General features: G+C 43.7%; 19 protein-coding genes and 1 pseudogene. 14 read left to right on the forward strand and 6 right to left on the reverse strand.

Annotated elements, in window-relative coordinates; translation table 11 throughout:
- The first annotated feature begins 151 nt into the window (after positions 1–151).
- The 8 genes from J6I44_RS15685 (at position 152) to J6I44_RS15715 (ending at position 5,915) form a co-directional block, all read left to right on the forward strand.
- Positions 152–1,387, forward strand: coding sequence for a hypothetical protein (locus J6I44_RS15685; protein ID WP_265767104.1), 1,236 nt, complete (start codon positions 152–154; stop codon positions 1,385–1,387).
- A gap of 167 nt (positions 1,388–1,554) precedes the next feature.
- Positions 1,555–2,679: a gluzincin family metallopeptidase gene (locus tag J6I44_RS15690; RefSeq protein WP_265767105.1), complete on the forward strand. Its 1,125-nt coding sequence runs from the start codon at positions 1,555–1,557 to the stop codon at positions 2,677–2,679.
- Between the two features lie 402 nt (positions 2,680–3,081).
- Positions 3,082–3,267: a type II toxin-antitoxin system RelE/ParE family toxin gene (locus J6I44_RS20930; protein ID WP_350356715.1), complete on the forward strand. Its 186-nt coding sequence runs from the start codon at positions 3,082–3,084 to the stop codon at positions 3,265–3,267.
- Entirely contained in the window at positions 3,243–3,521 is a 279-nt protein-coding gene (locus J6I44_RS15695; RefSeq protein ID WP_265767106.1) for a helix-turn-helix domain-containing protein, read from the forward strand. The genes J6I44_RS20930 and J6I44_RS15695 overlap by 25 nt, the downstream gene beginning before the upstream one ends.
- Positions 3,522–3,670: 149 nt before the next feature.
- Positions 3,671–4,162, forward strand: coding sequence for a hypothetical protein (locus tag J6I44_RS15700; protein WP_265767107.1), 492 nt, complete (start codon positions 3,671–3,673; stop codon positions 4,160–4,162).
- Between the two features lie 247 nt (positions 4,163–4,409).
- A complete protein-coding gene (locus tag J6I44_RS15705; protein ID WP_265767108.1) occupies positions 4,410–4,856 on the forward strand; it encodes a DinB family protein in 447 nt (148 codons plus the stop codon).
- 45 nt (positions 4,857–4,901) lie between these two features.
- Positions 4,902–5,207 carry a putative quinol monooxygenase gene (locus J6I44_RS15710; protein WP_265767109.1) on the forward strand — a complete coding sequence of 102 codons (306 nt, stop codon included), beginning with the start codon at positions 4,902–4,904 and terminating at the stop codon, positions 5,205–5,207.
- A 174-nt stretch (positions 5,208–5,381) separates the two neighbouring features.
- The gene (locus J6I44_RS15715) at positions 5,382–5,915 is read left to right on the forward strand and encodes a thioredoxin family protein (protein ID WP_265767110.1); all 534 of its coding nucleotides are present in this window, start codon (positions 5,382–5,384) and stop codon (positions 5,913–5,915) included.
- 153 nt (positions 5,916–6,068) lie between these two features.
- Here the strand turns inward: J6I44_RS15715 and katG are convergent, their stop codons facing one another.
- Positions 6,069–8,288 (reverse strand): catalase/peroxidase HPI, encoded by a 2,220-nt coding sequence (gene katG / locus J6I44_RS15720; protein WP_265767111.1) that lies wholly within the window; start codon positions 8,286–8,288, stop codon positions 6,069–6,071.
- 227 nt (positions 8,289–8,515) lie between these two features.
- Positions 8,516–9,343 carry a GlxA family transcriptional regulator gene (locus J6I44_RS15725; RefSeq protein ID WP_265767112.1) on the reverse strand — a complete coding sequence of 276 codons (828 nt, stop codon included), beginning with the start codon at positions 9,341–9,343 and terminating at the stop codon, positions 8,516–8,518.
- Between the two features lie 297 nt (positions 9,344–9,640).
- Between J6I44_RS15725 and J6I44_RS15730 the strand changes: the two genes are divergently transcribed.
- The 6 genes from J6I44_RS15730 to J6I44_RS15755 all read left to right on the forward strand — a co-directional run bounded on the left by J6I44_RS15730 (position 9,641) and on the right by J6I44_RS15755 (position 16,506).
- Positions 9,641–10,414, forward strand: coding sequence for a DUF899 domain-containing protein (locus tag J6I44_RS15730; RefSeq protein ID WP_265767113.1), 774 nt, complete (start codon positions 9,641–9,643; stop codon positions 10,412–10,414).
- A 311-nt stretch (positions 10,415–10,725) separates the two neighbouring features.
- Entirely contained in the window at positions 10,726–12,309 is a 1,584-nt protein-coding gene (locus J6I44_RS15735) for a M81 family metallopeptidase (RefSeq protein WP_265767114.1), read from the forward strand.
- A 197-nt stretch (positions 12,310–12,506) separates the two neighbouring features.
- Entirely contained in the window at positions 12,507–13,079 is a 573-nt protein-coding gene (locus tag J6I44_RS15740) for a pentapeptide repeat-containing protein (RefSeq protein WP_265767115.1), read from the forward strand.
- A gap of 106 nt (positions 13,080–13,185) precedes the next feature.
- Positions 13,186–13,689 carry a DinB family protein gene (locus J6I44_RS15745; RefSeq protein ID WP_265767116.1) on the forward strand — a complete coding sequence of 168 codons (504 nt, stop codon included), beginning with the start codon at positions 13,186–13,188 and terminating at the stop codon, positions 13,687–13,689.
- 98 nt (positions 13,690–13,787) lie between these two features.
- A complete protein-coding gene (locus tag J6I44_RS15750; RefSeq protein WP_265767117.1) occupies positions 13,788–14,372 on the forward strand; it encodes an LOG family protein in 585 nt (194 codons plus the stop codon).
- A gap of 127 nt (positions 14,373–14,499) precedes the next feature.
- Positions 14,500–16,506, forward strand: coding sequence for a monovalent cation:proton antiporter family protein (locus J6I44_RS15755; protein WP_265767118.1), 2,007 nt, complete (start codon positions 14,500–14,502; stop codon positions 16,504–16,506).
- A 138-nt stretch (positions 16,507–16,644) separates the two neighbouring features.
- Here the strand turns inward: J6I44_RS15755 and J6I44_RS15760 are convergent, their stop codons facing one another.
- From J6I44_RS15760 to J6I44_RS15770, 4 genes and pseudogenes are all read right to left on the reverse strand, one after another.
- Positions 16,645–17,178 carry a DUF421 domain-containing protein gene (locus J6I44_RS15760; RefSeq protein ID WP_265767119.1) on the reverse strand — a complete coding sequence of 178 codons (534 nt, stop codon included), beginning with the start codon at positions 17,176–17,178 and terminating at the stop codon, positions 16,645–16,647.
- A gap of 244 nt (positions 17,179–17,422) precedes the next feature.
- Positions 17,423–17,818 carry a YtxH domain-containing protein gene (locus J6I44_RS15765; protein ID WP_265767120.1) on the reverse strand — a complete coding sequence of 132 codons (396 nt, stop codon included), beginning with the start codon at positions 17,816–17,818 and terminating at the stop codon, positions 17,423–17,425.
- Between the two features lie 221 nt (positions 17,819–18,039).
- A pseudogene (locus J6I44_RS20935) lies at positions 18,040–18,258 on the reverse strand (phosphatase PAP2 family protein); the annotation flags it as partial.
- A gap of 497 nt (positions 18,259–18,755) precedes the next feature.
- On the reverse strand, positions 18,756–20,729 hold the full coding sequence (locus J6I44_RS15770; RefSeq protein WP_265767121.1) for an aconitate hydratase: 1,974 nt from the start codon (positions 20,727–20,729) through the stop codon (positions 18,756–18,758).
- Positions 20,730–21,085: the final 356 nt, after the last annotated feature.

Consider the following 21,085-nt stretch of genomic DNA (forward strand, 5'->3'; position numbering starts at 1 on the left):
CTCGAGCTCTATGGCTCAATGTCGTCTTACTGGTTCCCTTCCCGCCACCAACCTTCCGTTTGACCGAATATCTGCGAATCTAAAATACCAGTCAATACTAAGTGCTTTAAACATAGGATGTCGTTAGCCGTTTTAAAAAAGTCATCAACCAATGAGACATAATTCAAAGAAAAGTCTTTTCTCAAGAGATAGTTTAAGAGATTACTTAAATAGCATATCTGAAAGAGCAAAAAATGAAGTGGATACTCATAATCCAGAAGATTTTTTAAAACAAAGTATCCATGATTTGGAAGGTTATTACTACGAAAAACATAAAATTGAACCAATTGAACTTCATGAAGATCATATTGTTCAAGATGTGAGTGACACGAAAATCGATGTTAGTAATGATACTCGAAGATATATCAGAAATCGAAGCAAACCATTTTATATACCAGGGACTGAAGTCAAAATAGAAATCCCCTTTTCGGGAAATGAGGATATTCTGTATTTGAGAGCATCTAAATTTTCAATGTCACCACCACAAGCTATTGTCCGAGGGAATAAACTTATTTTTCAAAAAGAAGGAGAAGATTTAGACGGTGAAGAAGTAAGAAAAAGTTTTAACCGCTGGTTAAATGACATAAAAAAGTACCTTGGTTATTCTGCAAATGACATAAGTGGTTGGCATCAAACTTTGGAAAAGGAAATTAAATCCAAAATAAAACACCGCAGAGATAAATTACTTGAAGATAGAAAATTGGAGAGTTCTATTGGATTTCCCTTAAAAGAACGAAAAGAATCTAACACTTATACTACTTCTGAAATAAAGAGGAAAAGAATTAAGCCACATTTACCAAAAACAGATAAAAAGGCTTATGAACCAGAGCCAACTATTAAGTCAAGTGATTATGAACATATTTTAGACTTGATAAATAAAACTGCGACCATGTTAGAATGGAGTCCTTCATCATTCAAAAATATGGATGAAGAAGGATTACGAGATATGTTTCTAGTGCCAATGAACAGTCATTTTGAAGGTCAAGCAACTGGTGAAACATTTAATGCGGAAGGTAAAACTGATATACTCATTCGTGAAAAGAACAAATGTTTATTTATCGCTGAATGCAAAGTTTGGAGAGGTAAAAAGTATTTACTAGAAGCAATTGATCAGCTTCTCGGATATACAACTTGGAGAGACACTAAAACTGCAATATTAATTTTTAATCGTAATAAAGATTTTTCGGCAGTCTTAGAAAAAATTCCAGGCATAGTGAAAGAACATCCAGGTTTTAAAAAAGAATTAGATTGTAAGCTAGAAAATGGATTCAAATATGTAGTAGCTAAAGAATCAGATAAAAGTAGAGACATATATTTGACTGTTTTAGCCTTTGATGTTCCCTCATAAAAACGGCTAACCCGCGCATTAACTCGGACGTACCTCGCCAATTCTTTGCCCCTCTTGGTTTTAAGGCTCTTCTTTCGTTAGTTGCTAATTCAACATGAATCCGTGCGCCGATTATGCGCCATGTCGTTATACGGCAATTTTAAATATCTAACTATCGTTACGTCTCCATGAAAAAAATCTGTATTTCAATTCTTTTAACAATCTTCTGCTTTCTTAATGGAAATGCGCAAGAACTAATTGATTTACCAATAGCACCAAGAGTTGATACAACAGATGCTGAAGTACAAGCTGTTTTTAAGCTCTGGCAAAAACATTTAAGCAATCATCCTGATCAAATTTATGACAATCCATACTGGTCAGAGCAACAAAAAGAAAAATGGCATGATTATGATATTTCGCGACGATGGACTTATGGCTATGAGTTAGCAAATGGTATGAATCTACACGATGCCTTTGGTTTAAAACCAAGAGTGTTAAGTATTGAAAAACGAGACAGCGTCTATGCTATAAAAACTCTATATGCTCCTAGTAACCTGAAAAACTCCCAAGAGATTTATTCTATCCAAAGGGTTTTTGCTGGCAGAGAAAATGGAGAATGGAAACTATTTAGTGTGCTTCCAATCCTAACCGAGAAATGGAAACGAAAACAAGTTGGAGACATTCAGTATATCTATCCGCCTAACCATAAATTTGATAAAAACGAAGCTCAAGATTCAGCCAATTTTGTTAAAGAACTTGCAAATAAATTTGAGATCACACTTTCTGAGCCAATAAACTATTATCTGGCTCAAAATTTTGTGGAAATGGCAAAAATAAGTGGTTTGAATTACGCGTGGGATGGAAACGATGGGCGCGGTTATCCTAAAAACAATCAAGTTTTTGTAGGGACAGGATCTGAATCATATCCTCACGAATTAGTTCATACCATTTTTAAAGATTACGAACTTGATCCTTTTGTAGACGAAGGACTTGCCACCTACTATGGAGATATAGGACAGAAATCATTCGATCAGCTGGTGCAATCTATTGCCCAAAAGATAACTTCAAATAAATCATTAACGTTAAGCAAGGTTTTAACCGGCCAAAGAATTTCTTCAAAAATATATTATGTCAGTGGCGCTGTCCTAATCAAAGCAGCAGAAGAAAAAGGTGGTCCTGAAGCAGTTAAAAAATTTCTCAAAAAAGCCTCAAGCGAAGAAGGAATTCACCAAGCGATGAATCAAGTTTTGGGTGTTTCAAAAGATGAAGCCAATAGTTTTTGGCGTCAAAAGGTTCAAGAATATGGCACTTAAAAATTGCGCATAACCCACGCAATTAAGTCGGACGCACCTCGCCCCCGATGCGTCGGGGCCACTATTGGTTTTATGTCTCTTCTTTCGTTAGTTGCTATTTCAACAAAAATCCGTGCGCAGCTGATGCGCAATGTCGTTATGTAAACCTTTCTCAATTTCTTGGCAATAATCCTTTCTTGACAATGTTAACATTATTGTTAACTTATGATCTATGAAACAAATCAAATTCTATCGTAAGAAATCCGGAAAAGCTCCGGTCGAGGAATTTTTAGATTCATTAAAACCAAAACATGCTAAGAAAGTTACCTGGACGCTTCGACTTATTGAAGATATGGATCAAGTCCCTGTTCAATCTTTAAGAAGCTGAAAAATACTGACGATATTTGGGAAGTTCGTGCTCGCATTGGCTCCCATAGTTTTCGACTCCTCGGATTTATCACAGGCTATGAATTTGTTGTCTTAACAAATGGGTTTAAGAAAAAATCCCAGAAAACACCAAAACAAGAAATTGAGCTAGCTGAGCAGAGAAAAGCTGATTATTTAGCTCGAAACGGAGGTTCAAAATGGGTGATCTTCAAGCTTACATAACAAAACGAAAGAAAGACGATCCGAAATTTGCGGAAGGTTATGAAGAAGGGTATCTGCATTTCAAAATTGGTGCTTTGTTGAAGCAAGCCCGGGAAAACGCTGGCTTAACGCAAGCAGAAGTAGCCAAACAAATGAATACCCAAAAAACAGCTATTTCTCGCATTGAAAATCATGCAGAAGATATTCGATTGTCTACATTAGAAAAATATGCCAAGACATTTGGCAAAACGCTTCGGGTCGAGCTAGTAGATTAGAGGTTTACCTAACAAGGCGTTTCAACGGGACGCGCCTCGCCGGGGCCTTCCCGTTTTGATTTTACTGGCGACAACTCGTAAACTGGAAATTGAATGAACACTAATTCGCATGCCCGTAAAGCGCAGGGTCGGTCGTTATACCTTCATCCATGATTCGACAATTCATCCTTTTCATTTTCTTTTGTAGTTCTCTTTTGGGATGCCAAGACACTATCAATAATATTGAGGACCCCCAACCGTCTGTTCATAAATTACAGGTAGATGGTGAGATACAATTTCATGAAAAAATCTTGTGGTCTGCTTCCGATGACTCCTTATTTACAACTATAGAAGTAGAAAATATTGGTACTGACACAGCCAGAATTGAAACCGGCCCCTGTGCATTCAACGTGGTTGCTTATAATGAAAGCAGTGAGCCAATTTGGTATAATAGGACAACCAATAATTATATTTGCCCGGATGAATTGTTTGTCTACAATATTGCCCCAAAAGAAACTCAAATACTTACCGGCCAATTGTATATAAGTGGGGAAAATTGGTATTGGGATCTTCCTGACGGTAGTTGGAGTTTTAAAATAGAAGGCCACACGGAAAAAGGAACGGCAATTTCTTTTAGTGCTAATGAAATAAAACTGCATTAGGTAAGTTATCAGCCGGATGATGATTTTATTGTGCTGGAAGATCCAGATAATAACCTGTTTTGCATAATGCAGGTTGATGAAGAATGGCCCACATCGCTCTTCATAATGTCTATATCACCCCGTAACAACGTCTATATTACACCCGGCTAAAGTAATATTGAGATAATATATTATTTGTATTAAATGTAAAACAGAGAACAGACAATCACAGATAGCAACAGTTAATCCAAATTAAAAAATAAAGCAAATGCAAAAAGAGCTTTTACTCCAAATGGTAGAACAGAGCCGGGTGGACTGTTTTAGAACCTTAGAAGACATCAATGCTGACAACGCCAATTATCGCCTGACAGAACAAACTGCATCCGTGGGTTTCATTTACAGGCATATTGGGGAAGCAACAAATTTAATGGCTCAATTTTTTGGCTATGAAACAGACGTAGAGGGCTCAACGATGGGGCAAGAAGATACAGGGAAAGATTATGACCTTGAAACAAGTCGTATGCTTGTGGAGGAAGGGTACACTACGCTTGAAAAGCTGGTGAATGAAACCCCTGATAACGAGTGGCTTGAAGAAGTAGACACCAGTTGGTTTGGAAAGATTTCACGGATCAACCTGTTTTCCATCACCCTCTTCCATAATGCTCATCACTGCGGACAAATAGCGTCGGCTATCGTGAAGGGAAAGACACATTAAGGAAGACCTGCATTGAAATACTAAATGATTTAAAATCCAACAAAAATGGACCACTCCAACCTTGTTACGATGACAACCGCGGAAGCCAGACCAGAGAAGAAAGAAATCGTTCAAAAAGCATTGCGTGAGGTGGCACAAGCGGCCCGGGCACAGACGGGCTGTATTGCGTATCGTATTTTCCGCTCTGCAGAGAATCCCGCCGTGACGGTTAATTTTGAACGGTGGGCCTCCAAAGAAGAACGGGATGCATTTTTAGGCGGCCCGGATGTGAAGAAGTTCGCTTCGGCCGTATCGGATGCATTTGTGGAACCGCCGCAACCCATGTCTTATGAAATATTGGACGAAGGGTAATCTACAGACCAAAACATCTGATTGCCTGAACATTTAATGACTCTCCTAAGGGGAATGGGCTGCCTTTTCTTGATTTTGAGATTAACCCGTTTCTGTGGTACATTCTGGAAAACCGTTAAGGCTGACGCTTCTCTTCCGCCCCACAAGGCTGTTAATCCTCATTAACCCCTGACAATGAGCCTAAACTCCCTGATAAGTTCCTTAAATAAGCTTGAAAAATGGCTGGATGACACAAAGTCGAACTACTACCTCATGCCCTTACGCATTGGGGGCTACCTGCTCTTATTTTTGGCACTCATGGTTAGCAATTTATTTGCGATTATTCGATGGCCGGTTGCTTATTTAAAACGGACGTTTGGGGGCAATAAAGATCCCCAATTGGATGAGATTGTCGCCCACTCTGTGAATGAGGTTAATACCGAACGGCTGGAACAGGTTTTAGAAACTAAATCCCCGGTACTTATCGATTTCTGGGCCGAATGGTGTGGCCCGTGCATCATGATGAACAAGTCACTGCAAAGGTTGGCCGAATCGGATCAAATTGATTGTACCGTTGTAAAAGTGGATACCGTAAAGCATAAAGCGTTAGCGGATTCCTATAATGTCAAGGGGTTACCAACCTTGCTACTCATTAAAAATGGTGAGGAGTTAAAACGCTATGCAGGAGCGCTTTCGTACCATGAATTAAAAGACTTTATTCAGCCGTAATCACCTGTAGAGGAAGCGGGGATAGCCGGATTCGGGCTATAGAAAATAGAAAAGGCAGCCCCGACATTAGCCGAAGCTGCCTATAAGATCAAAGCCATGATTACTGTTCAGGAATCTGTTACGACCCTTTCGTTAGATCATGGGCAATAGTATTTACTTCAGATCAAACCGATCCAGGTTCATGACCTTATCCCAGGCTGTGATAAAGTCCTTTACGAACTTCTCTTCTGCATCATCCGTGGCATAGGCTTCTGCAAGAGCACGCAGCTCTGAGTTTGAACCAAAGACCAAGTCAGCACGAGTGGCTGTCCACTTCACATCATCCGTCGCACGATCCTGGATGGCATAGAGGTTTTTATCATCCGAAATCGATTTCCAGCTGTTATCCATATCCAACAGATTAACGAAGAAATCGTTCGTCAGGGTTCCCGGCTGATCGGTAAAGACGCCGTGATTGGAGCCATCGTAGTTGGCATCCAGTGCACGCATACCGCCCAGCAGCACCGTCATTTCCGGTGGAGAAAGCGTTAACAAGTTGGCCTTGTCTATCAGCAGCTCTTCGGGCAGCGCACTGCGGTTGGTATTGTAGTAATTACGGAATGCATCGGCATCCGGCTTGAGCCATTCAAAGGACTCTTCATCCGTCTGCTCGGCAGTAGCATCCGTACGTCCCGGCGTAAAGGGTACTTCAACCTCATAACCGGCATCGTTGGCTGCTTTTTCAACGGCAGCGCATCCGCCCAGAACAATCAGATCGGCCAGCGAAACTTGCTTGTCGCCCGACTGTGCATCGTTGAATCCTTCCTGTATGCCTTCGAGGGTCTCCAGTACTTTTGACAGCTGCTCTGGATTGTTGACCTCCCAATCTTTCTGTGGAGCCAATCGTACTCGCGCACCGTTGGCACCACCTCGCTTATCAGAGCCGCGATAGGTTGACGCCGAGGCCCAGGCTGCAGATACCAGCTTTGATACGGTCAATCCTGAATCAAGGATCTCTTCTTTGAGTTGAGCAATATCTTCATCATCAACCAGCTCATGGTCAACGGCTGGAATAGGATCTTGCCAGATCAGATCTTCCTCGGGCACTTCTGGTCCAAGGTAGCGCGCTTTTGGTCCCATATCGCGGTGGATAAGCTTGAACCATGCGCGGGCGAAGACGTCTTTAAATTCATCCGGATTCTCATAAAATCGCTTTGAAATCTTTTTGTACTCGGGATCTACTTTCAGCGCGAGATCCGTTGTGAGCATCACCGGAGGATTTTTCTTGTCAGGATCGTGGGCATCGGGTACCGTCCCCTCTCCTGCTCCGTCTTTGGGTTCCCACTGATAAGCGCCTGCAGGACTCTTGGTCAGTTCCCATTCGTATCCGAACAGGTTCTCGAAAAAGCCCATATCAAACTTAGTAGGATTTTTGGTCCAGGCGCCTTCAAGTCCACTGGTGATGGTATCTGCACCTTTTCCGGTACCGTGGCTGTTTTTCCAGCCCAAGCCTTGTTCCTCAATGGGAGCGGCCTCTGGTTCAGGTCCATTGTGCCCTTCCGGAGCAGCACCGTGGACTTTCCCCAGGGTGTGTCCGCCGGCAATAAGTGCAACGGTTTCTTCATCATCCATAGCCATACGCTTGAAGGTCTGGCGGATGAAATATGCCGCTTTTGCCGGATCTGGTTCCCCGTCGGGTCCCTCGGGATTCACATAAATCAGTCCCATATGGTCGGCAGCCAGCGAACCTTCAAGTTCTCCGTCGTCCTCATGGCGCTCGTTGCCCAACCATTCTCCTTCAGGTCCCCAGTTGACAGACTCATCGGGTTGCCAATCATCATCGCGTCCGCCGGCAAAACCAAATGTCTCCAATCCTGTAGACTCATAGGCACAGTTTCCGGCCAATACAATCAGGTCGGCCCAGGATAGCTTGCGACCATACTTCTTTTTAACAGGCCATAACAAGCGACGTGCCTTATCGAGGCTTACATTATCAGGCCAGCTGTTGAGAGGTGCAAAACGTTGTTGCCCACCCGCTGCACCGCCGCGACCGTCGGCAACACGATAGGTACCGGCACTATGCCATGCCATCCGAATGAAGAGTCCACCATAATGGCCCCAATCAGCCGGCCACCAGTCTTGCGAGGTAGTCATCACTTCTTCGATGTCTTCTTTCACCGCTTTCAAATCAAGCTTCTGGAACTCTTCCGCATAGTCAAAGTCCTCGTCCATCGGATCAGATACGGAAGCATGTTGACGAAGGATACCCAGATTCAGCTTGTCTGGCCACCAGTCATCATTCTTTGTCCCACCAAGTGCACCTTGTTTGGATTCCCCATTGTGAAAGGGACACTTGCTTATATCTTTACCTTCGGTATTTTTGTCGTTTGCCATATTAGTTACATCCTGATTTATTATTTTCATTCCTTTCTTGGTACAAACATACTAAATCATTTAATGGTTGTCCGATAGATATTGGTTATAATCTCTATTACACTTAATTATGACCGTGGCTATAATTACTATCCCCTTATCACGGAGTGAATTAAAGGGTTCTTGGCTAAAGCACTCTTCAATGCCGTATATAGCCACAATTGAATAATATTTGTGTTACTATTGTATCAAAGGACGGCCTCTTTATTGTACCTGCTTTTATATTCCACGGGCGACAGGCTCGTTATCTCTTTAAATACTCTGCGGAAAGCGCTGGCATCGGAATAGCCCACCTCATACATGGTCTCGGTAACTGTTTTTCTCCCCACCTCTAATTGTTTCTTGGCGGCCTCTACTTTTACTCGTTGCACATATTCAAAAGGCGTATTGCCCGTGGCTTTGGCAAACCTCCGATCAAATTGCCGGCGGCTGACGGCAAACCTGGAAGCCAACTGCTTGACTGATATTTTTTCCTGCACGTTGCGCTCGATGTAGGATTGGGCTTCCTTAACTATCTTATCCTCATGCATCTTTTGCCCTTTGAAGATGATAAAGGCTGACTGATTTTGACGATCCATTTCTATCTGGAATACTTTAGAACATAAAATAGCGGTTTGCCTATCATAGTACTTCTCAATAAGATAGATAATCAGGTTCAGGAAAGAATAAGCCCCTCCATTGGTATAAATGCCATGTTCATCGGTAATCAATTTATCCGTTTGCAAGTCCACTTCTGGAAACATATCCCGGAAGCTTTCGGCAACGGACCAATGGGTAGAGCAGCTTTTTCCATCCAACAGACCTGAGGAAGCAAGCAGAAAGGCACCGGTACAGATACTTGCTACCTCAGCCCCCTGGTTATGCTGCCGTGCAATCCAGTCAACCAGCTCCTGATTTCCCTTCACTGCCTTCTGATAGTTATGATTCAATGAAGGAATTATGATGAGATCGGTTTCGGGCACCGAATAAATATCGGTCTGTGGCTTTACCGTAAACAGCTCATCATAAAAGTCCACCTCCTTTGAGATACCGACCAATTCAATATGAAATAACAGCTCGTTGTTTTTTCCTCCCAGTACTTATTTGCCCTCGTAAATATGTTATAAGAACCAACGATGCTTTCCAGGTTGTTCCGTCCCTCGGGTACAATAATCGATAAATGTTTCATCATTACTTTTTTATAAGTAAAATAGAAACATAAAGATGTCGAAATCAACCTGCTATAACGTCTATTTTACCCCCAGTGAAAGTAATAATTAGACAATACATTGCTTGTAAACTCATTAGCAATCGAAGATCATATGGAGGAACCAATGACTGACCACAAAATAGGAACCCGTGAGGAATGGCTTGAAGCTCGGAGAAAGCTACTCAGGGAGGAAAAAGAGTTAACCCGTCGCAGCGATGAATTGGCTAAAAAGCGGCAAGAACTGCCATGGGTTAAAATTGATAAAAAATACCAATTTGAAACTGATGAAGGCCAAGCCTCTCTGGCAGACCTTTTTAAGGGACGATCGCAGCTTCTTGTGTATCACTTTATGTTCGGACCTGATTATAAGGCAGGGTGTCCTTCCTGCTCGTCTATTGCAGATGGCTTCGATGGCTCCGTCGTCCACCTGGCCAATCACGATGTGATGCTCTGGGCGATATCGCGAGCGCCACTCGAAAAACTGCAGGAATACAAGCAGCGTATGGGATGGACGTTTCCATGGGCTTCTTCCTTTGGCAGTGATTTCAATTATGACTTTAACGTTTCTTTTACTGAAGAGCAACAGCGCAAAGGAGCCATAGAGTACAACTATAGTAAAGGCAACGGCAGCTCACGTAAAGATGATGTTGACCCAGGTGGGGCGATCCCTGAGGCCGCAGAAAAAATAACGGCCGGTACCGGAACGGACTGGGCTACCTACACAAAGGAAGCTCCCGGCATGAGCGCATTTGTGCTTGAGGATGGTGTCATCTATCATACCTATTCGGCCTATGAACGTGGCTTAGACGACCTGTGGGGTATGTATAAATGGCTTGACCGGGCGCCACTCGGACGTAACGAAACGGAGTTCTGGTTACGCCGCAACGACGAGTACTAAACTCTTCAACAGCAACGGCGGCAATTCGCCACTACTATCATGGAAATTGCCGCTACTTGCTGGGTATTAAAAGACCTATGGACTAGTATTAAAAAAACTTTACGCATCATTTATTCTTACTGATATTGAATATTAATGCTCCATGCCAATTGTTCGAGTCAGAGCCACTGGTCTATTGCTACTACCCCCTTTTATAAGTTTTCATTACTATTCTGCATATTTTCCTTTTTTCTGCTTACGTTTGAAGAGGTCATTTATCATTAACTAACTAAACGGGTTTTTTGTCACCCAATTCGAAACCAAACACAACTATGACACTTAAATCGTATCTCCCTGTTTTACTATTCTTATTGTTGGCCGGATGCACAAAATCAGCTGATCAACCGCCTGCTGATGCTACTGAGAAAGATGAACTCCCCCGTATTGCCATTGCGGGATTAGCTATTGAGTCGAGCACTTTTTCACCAGCGGTGAGCCACAAAGAAGCGTTTCATCCAAAAACAGGCGAGGAGGTGTTTTCATCTTATCCATTCCTGTCGCCCGATTCTACGCTTCGAAAACAGGCAGAATGGATTCCTACGCTCACGGGCGATGCCCTCCCTGGTGGAATCGTCAGCCGTGCCGCCTACGATTCACTGGTAACTGAAACGCTCGAAAGACTCAAAGAAAATGGTCCGTACGATGGACTCTACTTTGACATCCATGGAGCGATGAGCGTGCAGGGACTTGACGATCCGGAAGGAGATTTCATCACCAAAATTCGCGAGGTCATTGGCAAGGAAACCATTATTTCCACTTCTATGGATTTACACGGCAATGTGACCAAGCGACTGGCCCGCCATACCGACCTGATTACCTGCTACCGGCTGGCCCCGCACGAAGACGCTATGGAAACCCGCCGCCGATCGGTAGCCAACTTATTGGAGCGCATTGAAAGCGGCAAAGGTAAGCCGCAGTATAAGGCCTGGGTTCCAGTGCCCATCCTTTTGCCCGGTGAGAAAACCAGTACCAGAGTGGATCCGGCTAAAAGTTTGTACGCTCAAGTTAAACCTGCCGCCAACCGGGAAGGCATTATTGATGCAGCCATCTGGGTAGGTTATCCCTGGGCCGATGAACCCCGGAACCATGCCGTGGTAATGGCCACCGGCGATGACAAAGAAACGGTTACCCGCACGGCTGAAGAGCTGGCGCAGAGTTTTTGGGACGTCCGCAATGAATTTGAATTTATCGCCCCCACTACCACACTGGAAAAAGCCCTGGACGAGGCTATTGCCAGCGAGGAACAGCCCTTCTTTATCAGTGATATGGGAGACAATCCTACAGCTGGCGGTGCCGGTGATGTAACCTGGACTATAAGAGAAATCCTTAAACGCCCTGAGTTTAAATCAGAAGACGGCCCATCCCTGATCTATGCTTCTCTGCCTGGCCCTGAGTTCGTAAAAAAAGCCGTGGAGGCCGGTGTAGGTGCCCAAATAAGTGGAAAAGCCGGGGCCCAGGTAGATGATCGTTATGCTCCCCCCATCCAGTTGGAAGGAACAGTGACGGCGATCCATCACGGAGATCGCGATGCAGAAACTGAAGTCGTGGTTAAAGTTGGAAGCGTGCATGTCATCGTCACCAAGAAGCGAAAGCCCTATCACCAGGAAGAAGATTTTACAAACCTTGATCTGAATCCCCGGGAAACAGATATTGTCGTAGTCAAAATTGGCTATCTCGTCCCAGAGCTCTATGAGATGCAGAAAGATTGGGTTATGGCGCTAACCCCGGGCGGCGTGGACCAAGACCTGGAACGTCTGAACTATGAACGAATTAAGCGACCGATGTTTCCATTTGACAAGGATATGGAAGATCCAAACATGGAAGCAAGGCTGATACCGTCATCAGACAGCATCTAAGAGGGTAACCTGTGTGTTAGATTTAAAAGAGGCTTTGCAAAGGCCTCTTAAAGATATAATCCCATCGATTTATAATACCGGTGGGATTTATCTTATGCTTCTCTTCTCATGATGCACCAGAGGTAACTGATAAATGGGAAATACGCTTTCTGTTTGATTATATTGAGATCTACCTCAACACTTATCCTTCATTCGTTATGAAGCAAGACACCTATATTTTTGACCGGAGCTTCAAGAAAGTTGACTTTTCTAAGCAGGAAATCGGCCAGGAATATGAAAATTGCACCTTTTCTAATTGTAGTTTCACGAATACGGATCTGTCAGAAGCCAAATTTATTGAGTGCACCTTTATTGAATGCGATCTAAGTATGGCCCAGGTATCAAATACTCTGTTCAGGGATGTTACTTTCAACCATTCCAAATTGGTAGGCGTATCATTTGAAGATTGTAACAAGATGTTGCTTTCAATCCATTTTGAGCATACACAGTTGAACTTATCTTCTTTTAATGGATTGAACCTCAAAAACACTCACTTCAACAACAGTAGCCTCGAAGAAGTGGATTTTACGGGCGCCGATTTAAGCGGCGTTCTTTTTCAGGAATGCAATTTGGAGCGAGCCATCTTCAGCCGTACCAACCTACAAGAAACAGATTTCCGAACCTCCTACAATTATTCTATTGATCCGGAGACCAACAAGCTTAAAGGTGCTAAATTTTCTTTGCCCGCGGTTACCGGCCTTCTCGATAACTATGATATCGAGATCGAATAACTGTTCAGCTTTATTCAAAAATAAAATCACATCACTGCCATAGGGTTGTCAGTTGCGATTGCTATATTCTTCCATCACCAGAGGGATAAATAAATCAATATTGATTATGAAGCACTCAGCAATCCAGCAGTACGACTACCACCAGTGGGCCAACAACAGGTTTTTTGAGCACCTCAAACAACTTCCAGCCGGACTTTACACCCAGGAAGTCGAAAGTGTCTTTTCATCCATAGCAGAAGTCATCTCTCATATCTACCGCGTTGACGGCATGTGGCTGAGCGTTATGTCAGGAGACTCTTTTGAGGAAACGATGCAAGTGATCAAGAAGCTGGAGACACAGTCAGATGGCAAGGGATTAGAACTGATGCAACGGTTAAATGAAGCACTCGCCCAACGCTATGCTACTTTTTTCAAACAACAGGATCCGGATGAAATCATTTCAGTAGAACATCCCAGGTACGGCGCACTGGAAACTTCGGTAGCCAACCTGGTACAGCATGTGGTTAATCATGGCACCTATCACCGGGGAAATATTACTGCAATGCTCAGGCAACAAGGAGAAGCCGGCATTCCTACTGATTACGTATTCTACTTATATGAGCAGACATAGGTTAAGTAATTGTTAATGGCTTGCTTTAGCTTTTTAAATTTCTGAATTTAGGTCTCTTTTAAAGGATAGCAAACCACCAATCCCTTCATCAAATAGCTATGCTACAAAAAATCTGTGTGTATTGCGGTTCCAGTCCAGGGCGTAAAAACGAATATGTCGAGGGGGCAAGGAGACTTGGCCACATTTTTGAACAGCGCAACATTGAGCTGGTTTACGGTGGTGCAAGTGTTGGCATAATGGGTGCGCTGGCAGATGCCGTTTTGGAAAGAGGCGGCAAGGTAACCGGTATCATCCCCGAAGATCTGATGCGTAAAGAAGTGGCTCACGATGGATTGACGGACCTTCAGGTCGTATCCTCCATGCATGAGCGTAAAGCAGCGATGGCCGACATTTCGGACGGTTTTATTGCTCTGCCCGGCGGATTGGGTACGATGGAAGAGTTGTTCGAAATGCTTACCTGGGGACAACTTGGCTACCATCGAAAACCGATGGGAATGCTCAACATATGCGGATACTATAATCACCTATCCACGTTTTTAGACCACACCGTGGAGGAGCAATTCGTCAGGTCAAGCCACCGGGGCATGCTGATCGTAGATGATGACCCTGAACGGCTGCTCAATCATTTTGAAGAGTATGAGTCCCCCGTTACAGAAAAGTGGATCGATCGCGAAAGTACCTGATTTATTGGTTTAAAATTCCAATAATGGTTTACAACTATCTCTGAAGTATTATATTCTATCCATGGAGCAAGTAATAACGCCAACCATTCACGGGTAGCCAACGCTATTAACTGAGGATATTTTAAACATGACTCCTGCTGTAGCCCTCCCCTTTTTAAATGAGCTTGTTGCACTATTTTTAGTGAGTGTAGGGATTGCCTATCTCTGTTATCGGTTAAAATTAGTGCCGATTGTAGGTTTTTTAATAGCCGGTGTCATCATTGGTCCCAATGCACTGGGGCTGGTTCCCGACCAGGAACTCGTTGATATACTGGCTGAGATCGGGGTTATACTGTTACTATTCACCATTGGGATCGAATTTAGCCTTGAAAAACTAAATCGAATACGAAAGGCTATTTTAGTTGGTGGAGGCCTCCAGGTCATCCTAACCACAGCAGTGGTCACAGCCATACTCATTTCTCTGGATGTAACATTAAATATCAGCATTTATACGGGTTTCCTGGTGGCGCTCAGCAGTACCGCTATCGTATTGGGCTTATTTAGCCAAAAGAATGAGACCGATACGCCTGTCGGACAACTTTCCTTAGCGGTACTCATTTTCCAGGATTTAGCCATTATTGTCATGGTACTGCTCATCCCCATCCTCGCCGGTCAGTCAGAATCAGCCTTTGACCTAATCTGGATACTTGGCAAAGCTCTATTACTCATTGCCGTCGTACTTATCCTGGCCCGGCGTATCGTGCCCTGGATTCTTGAAAAAGTAGCACAGACACGGCGGCAGGAGCTCTTCCTGCTTACCGTCGTTGCCATCTGCTTTGGAACAGCAGCATTAACCAGTATGGCTAATATAAGTCTCGCCTTAGGTGCATTCATGGCAGGATTGGTTGTAAGTGAAAGTCATTTCAGCGAACAAGCGCTAAGTGAAATACTGCCGCTGCGTACTATTTTCAACGCCGTCTTTTTTGTTTCGGTGGGGATGTTGTTGGATATCCGTTATGTCGTTGAATACCCTTTGTTATTGTTGTCTACAGCGGCTGTGGTTATTCTGTTAAAACTACTTATCACTTCAACCAGTCTGATAACGCTTGGCTATCCTGTTCGTATTGCCGCCGCCTCAGGGCTGGCACTGGCACAAATTGGCGAATTCTCCTTTGTACTTGAGCGCGCCGGACGAATGGCGGGCATCACTCCAGCCGGAATGGGAGAAATCGGGTCACAAACTTTTATTGCCGTATCCGTTTTACTGATGATTTTAACTCCCTTTTTGCTAAATGCCGGTCCGGAGCTCGGCAAACTCCTTGCAAAAACCCCTCTTAAAGGCTTAAGCCAGGATAGCGGTAGCTTAGACTCTGACATGCAAACAAATTTAGAAGATCATGTTATTATTGTGGGATATGGTCCGGCCGGCCGCCATCTCGAACAGGTGCTCCATAATACCGGCATTCCGTATGTAGTCATTGAGATGAATCCGGAATCGGTTAAAGAGATGCGCAAAAACGATATTCCCGCCATCTATGGAGATGCCAGCCGCCAGCATATACTGGATTTAGCTGGTATATCCAAAGCCAAGCTATGCGTTATTGCTACCAACGACCCCTCGGCAAGTCCCCGGATCATCAAGGTAGCTCGCCACCACAATCCTACACTGCAAATTATTGTGCGTACCCGATACCTCTCCGAAGCAGATCGGCTTGAAGAGATGGGCGCTGATATTGTGATACCTGAGGAGATGGAGACCACTGTTCGTATTTTTTCACATGTTCTGGGATCATATATGATTCCCCAAGGTGAAATCCAAGAACATATCCAAACGCTGCGAGCGCATGACTATGAGATATTACGGGGAAGCGTGCAGGAAGCTCACCTAATGGTCTTACAAGGGTTGGATGAAGAAGGCTTACATACGCGAGCAGTCGTCGTTCGGAAGGATGCTCCTATTGTTGAACAAACGTTACAAGAGTTACAGTTGAGAAATAAATACAACCTTACCGTATTGGCGGTCCGCCGAGACGATAAAACCATTGGTAATCCCGCCGGAAATTTCAAAGTAGAAGCAGGCGACCGGTTGGTTATGGTTGGATTAGCTGATCGTTTTGCCGAGTGTGCCGACCTGTTTCGCACTCCGGATAATTGATAGGTTCAAAACTAAAGTGGCAATTCCCCCCGGTATTTATACCAGGTTTTTGAACTAAGTGCAGTGGCAGTCGACCTCTATTCACAGCCTAACAAAAATGCAATATATATTGAAAAGAAACAGTGGCATAGAGATATTTTAATCCCATCCTCGCACTCCTTTTAATAATTGTCCATCCAATTCATGAGTTGGATCTTCGTGATGAAGTACCGCAATATCGCCCGTCGCCTCCATCACCACGGCTTTAACCTGGCTCAGCTGTGTGGCATTGGCTTCGCGCAGCTTGGCATGCAGGTCAGCATGGGTGACCTTGGCCTTTTTTAGGTTGTCTTCGAGGATGTCAGATCCACGCATAAGCAACAGTGGCTCATTATCAACCAAACTACTCATAATTGTTGAGTTTCCGCGCAGGTTGGCTACAATCATCTGGATGACATAGAGCGTACCCAAGCCAATGACAGCCTGGAAAAGCGGTGGATCTTTTGCCAGGATGGTGCTCGCCAAAATGGAACCAAACGCTACGGTAATGGCAAAGTCGAAACTCGACATTTTGGAAAATGACCGGAGTCCCGCCAAGCGGGTAAAAGCAATAAGGGCAAAATAGATACCCACCGTACTGACGATAACCATCCATACTGACATCCATGAAGTTGTAATCCAGGAAAGATCCATAATAATCTCTTAAAAATTGAATTTCTGAATACTGTTTAAAACATTGGCAAAATATTCATTGGCCCTACAACCCGAACGTCTAGGTTGCAAAGAATGAATATCTTTTTAAGCTGGCGTTTCCAGAAGAAAGCCAGTGGAGATTCAACAACTCAACATAGGAGGACCGTGGATTACTACCCTGCCTGTCTTTTATAATACCCATAAACTCCTTGAGAAAGAAATCTGCAGGCATCAAACTGGGATGTTAGTTTCTCCTCAGTGCTTCTATAAGCTCTGCTTTATTCATGGTAGAATAGCCATCAATTTTTGCTTCTTTGGCACGTTCATAAAGCTCTTCTTTGGTCCATTCATCATAGGAAGTCATTTTCTTGGCCCGCTTCAAAAGGTCATCTCCCCGGCTTTTGGCATTTTTTCGTAATTCACTAATGCCTTCCTTTGTTTCCTCCGCCCGTTTGTTAAGATTAGCGCGCAACCCTTCCACTTCCTTAATCAAATCTTTAAGATAATCTTCCCGCTTTTGATTGAGTTTTTTCCTTGTCTCCTCTCCTTTTTCCGGAGCAAACAACAAGCCCAACGCTATACCGCTTGCTACTCCTGTCAAGGCTGCCAAAAGTACCTTACCTTTATCTTCAGTTCCCATAGTAGTTACCTCTATTTTAAGTCAATGAATATTAACTTTTGTATGTCTATAACGTAATTCTATCTACAAAAATATTATAACAATATAACTATTAGTTTTCTACTAATTGATAGCTATAATAGGTAGCGGATGTTCCACTCCGCCGGATTTTTTTGCTATTATTTGGTTTGTGATCGACTATCTTTTTCCTTTCTTCGGGCCATATTTTTTTGTTGATAGATCTAAATAGAATCCAACAAAAAGAAACTCAGCCCCCACCCCGCTAATACATCGTTTAGATAATGAACTCCTAAATAGGCACGACTTATCCCTGACAAAAACGTAAGCAGTATTGCCATGAAGATACTGTATATCTTCACCCATTTACAATCTTGCAGGTGAGTCAGCATGCATGCCAATGACAAATATACAACTGCCAACATCATTGTATGTCCACTGGGATAACTTCGGGATGCCCCCCCTCTACCAAGTGCGAAAAAAGTTCAGGGTGAGGCTGGATGAAATTATTTTTTTAATAAAATAACGAAACCTACTATAACACATAAAGTTACAACAATTATTCTATCTGACTTATGACTATCTTAGAGCATCAAAAATCCACTTATAGCCAAAATAACTGCTACAAGAACGGAAGTAGCACCTGAATCTATAATATTTTTCATTGATTCTTGTAACAAACTGGGGCCAATGATATTATAATTTTTAATTTTCATAATATCCAACAATCACTCATCATAAGAAAGAGTCTCTCCTTCCATCACTTCGTCCGATATTTCCAAGAATTCCCATACCCCACATACGATAACCAGCAGTAAAAGAAGAACAGCTATCTGTCGATAACGAGTACCATCCTGATAAAAAAGGCTGGAATTCAGTTAACTTCATAGAGAAGGATTAACTGAAACTCCAGCCTTAAATCGAGACGAGGTATTAAAATTTATCCAGCCTTCTTTTTAGCTTTAAACCGGTTGATAACACCGCCGTAGAGTACCGCTTCTTTCTGGCGTTCGCTGAAAGAATGCTTCACCTCATACTTTTTATCCTTGGTCTTATTGTGAACCACAATCTCGTTGCCATTCTCAATAGCACTTCTGATATCGTTCACGGCCAGTACATCACCCTGATCGATATCTTCATAAGCTCCATTGTCCTTGAACTCCAGCGGAGGTATGCCAAAGTTCACCAGGTTTTGCCATCCAATACGAGCATAGCTTTTAGCAATGACCGCTCTCATACCAAGGTAGCGCGGTGCAATGGCAGCATGCTCCCGACTGGAACCCTGTGCATAGTTCTCTCCGGCAATGACCACATGACCGCCATGTTCTTCCTTGGCCTTCATCGCCCGATCATGGAAATTTTTATCCACAACGTCGAGGGTAAATTTACTAATCTCCGGAATGTTACTTCGGAAAGGCAGGACTTCGGCGCCGGCCCGCAGAATTTCATCCGTTGAGATGTCATCCCCCATCTTTAACAGAACCGGTACTTCAAAGTCACTCAGCTCGTCGAAGTTGGGCATCGTCGAAATATTGGGCCCTTTCTTAATCTTCCCTCGTTTTTCTTTAGGGACGGGCTCGGTCAGCATATCCGTATTGACAATCGGATTGTCTAACTCCTTAAATTTAGGATAGCTCATCCCGTAGAGTTCTTCCAGGTCGCGTGGATCGGTAATCTTTCCGGTAAGTGCGGAAGCTGCTGCCGTTTCAGGACTCACGAGAAATACTGAATCTTCTGGTGTTCCCGACCGATCGGGGAAGTTACGCGGAACGGTGCGCAGACTGTTTTGGCCCGACGCCGGAGCCTGGCCCATCCCGATACAACCGTTACAGCCCGCCTGGTGGATACGCGCGCCTGATTGTACGAGATTAAACATTACATCGTTCTTGACCATATTCTCGATGATCTGTCGTGATGTAGGATTAATATCATACGAAACGTTCGCATTGACGGTCTTCCCTTTTACAATCTCAGAGGCCATCCAGAAATCACGATAGCCCGGGTTCGCCGAAGAGCCAACGTACGACTGGTAGATATCCTGCCCTTCTACTTCTCTAACGGGTACTACATTGCCGGGACTGCTGGGCAGGGCAATCAACGGCTCAACATCATCGAGTATAAGTTCTTCATACTTATCGTATTCGGCGCCTTCGTCAGCAAGAAGCTCCGTAAACTCATCTTCCCGGCCTTGCGACTTCATAAAACGCCGCACTTCATCATCCGCCGGAAACACGGTACTGGTCGCTCCCATCTCTGTTCCCATATTGGCAATCACGTGCCGATCCATCGTGGAGAGATTTTTAAGCCCTTCTCCGAAGTATTCAATAACGTATCCAGTGGCGCCATCCACATCGTAACGCCGTAGCATTTCAAGCACTACATCTTTAGCGCTTACCCAATCCGGCAGCTCCCCCTTCACTTCAACACCCAGCACTTTGGGCTTTTTGATAAACATGGGTTCACCCGCAATCGCAAAGGCCACATCAAGTCCACCGGCGCCAATAGCCAACATACCCATACAGCCTGATGCCGGCGTGTGACTGTCCGATCCGGCTAATGTCTTGCCCGGCTTTGCAAACCGTTCGGTCTCAATGGGGTGGCTTACGCCATTTCCGGGACGACTGAACCACATCCCAAATCGTTCGGCAGCAGATTTCAGAAATACGTGATCATCAGGATTTTTATAGTCGGTCTGTATCAGGTTATGGTCTACATACTGGCAAGACACTTCGGTCTGTGCTTCCTCAAGCTCCATTGCTTCCAGCTCGAGCATGACCATGGTTCCCGTAGCATCCTGGGTGAGCGTTTGATCAATTTTGAGGCCTATTTCTTCTCCTGGCTCAAAGTCCTCCAGCTCCCCCTCTACAAGGTGACTTTTAATTAGCTTTTGCGTTACATTAAGTGGTTGACTCATAAATAATGGTTTTTTTAGAATCTTCTATTTCCTAATTATGTAATGCATATTTGTGCTTAAATCGTTTCCAAAATATAAGTAGTGGCACTTTTTTTCTTCTCTGATAGCTCCAAAAGGCTAATTTATAAACATTCTAATCTAAGCTTGCAAAAATCAGCTTAGTTTTTATCTTTTTTTTTATTAACTATAGAATAAGAGAATATTACATTATTGCAGTAGCTGAAAAGGAATATGAATTATGGGAAATACTATTAACCATATCCGATCGTTGATCTATCGCCGATCAGCACCCTCTACTTAGCCATAGCCTACCCGGCATAATATCCGAGGATCTTACGCTACGTATCCAACAAAAA

The sequence above is a fragment of the Fodinibius salsisoli genome, from assembly GCF_026229185.1.
GTDB lineage: Bacteria > Bacteroidota > Rhodothermia > Balneolales > Balneolaceae > Fodinibius > Fodinibius salsisoli.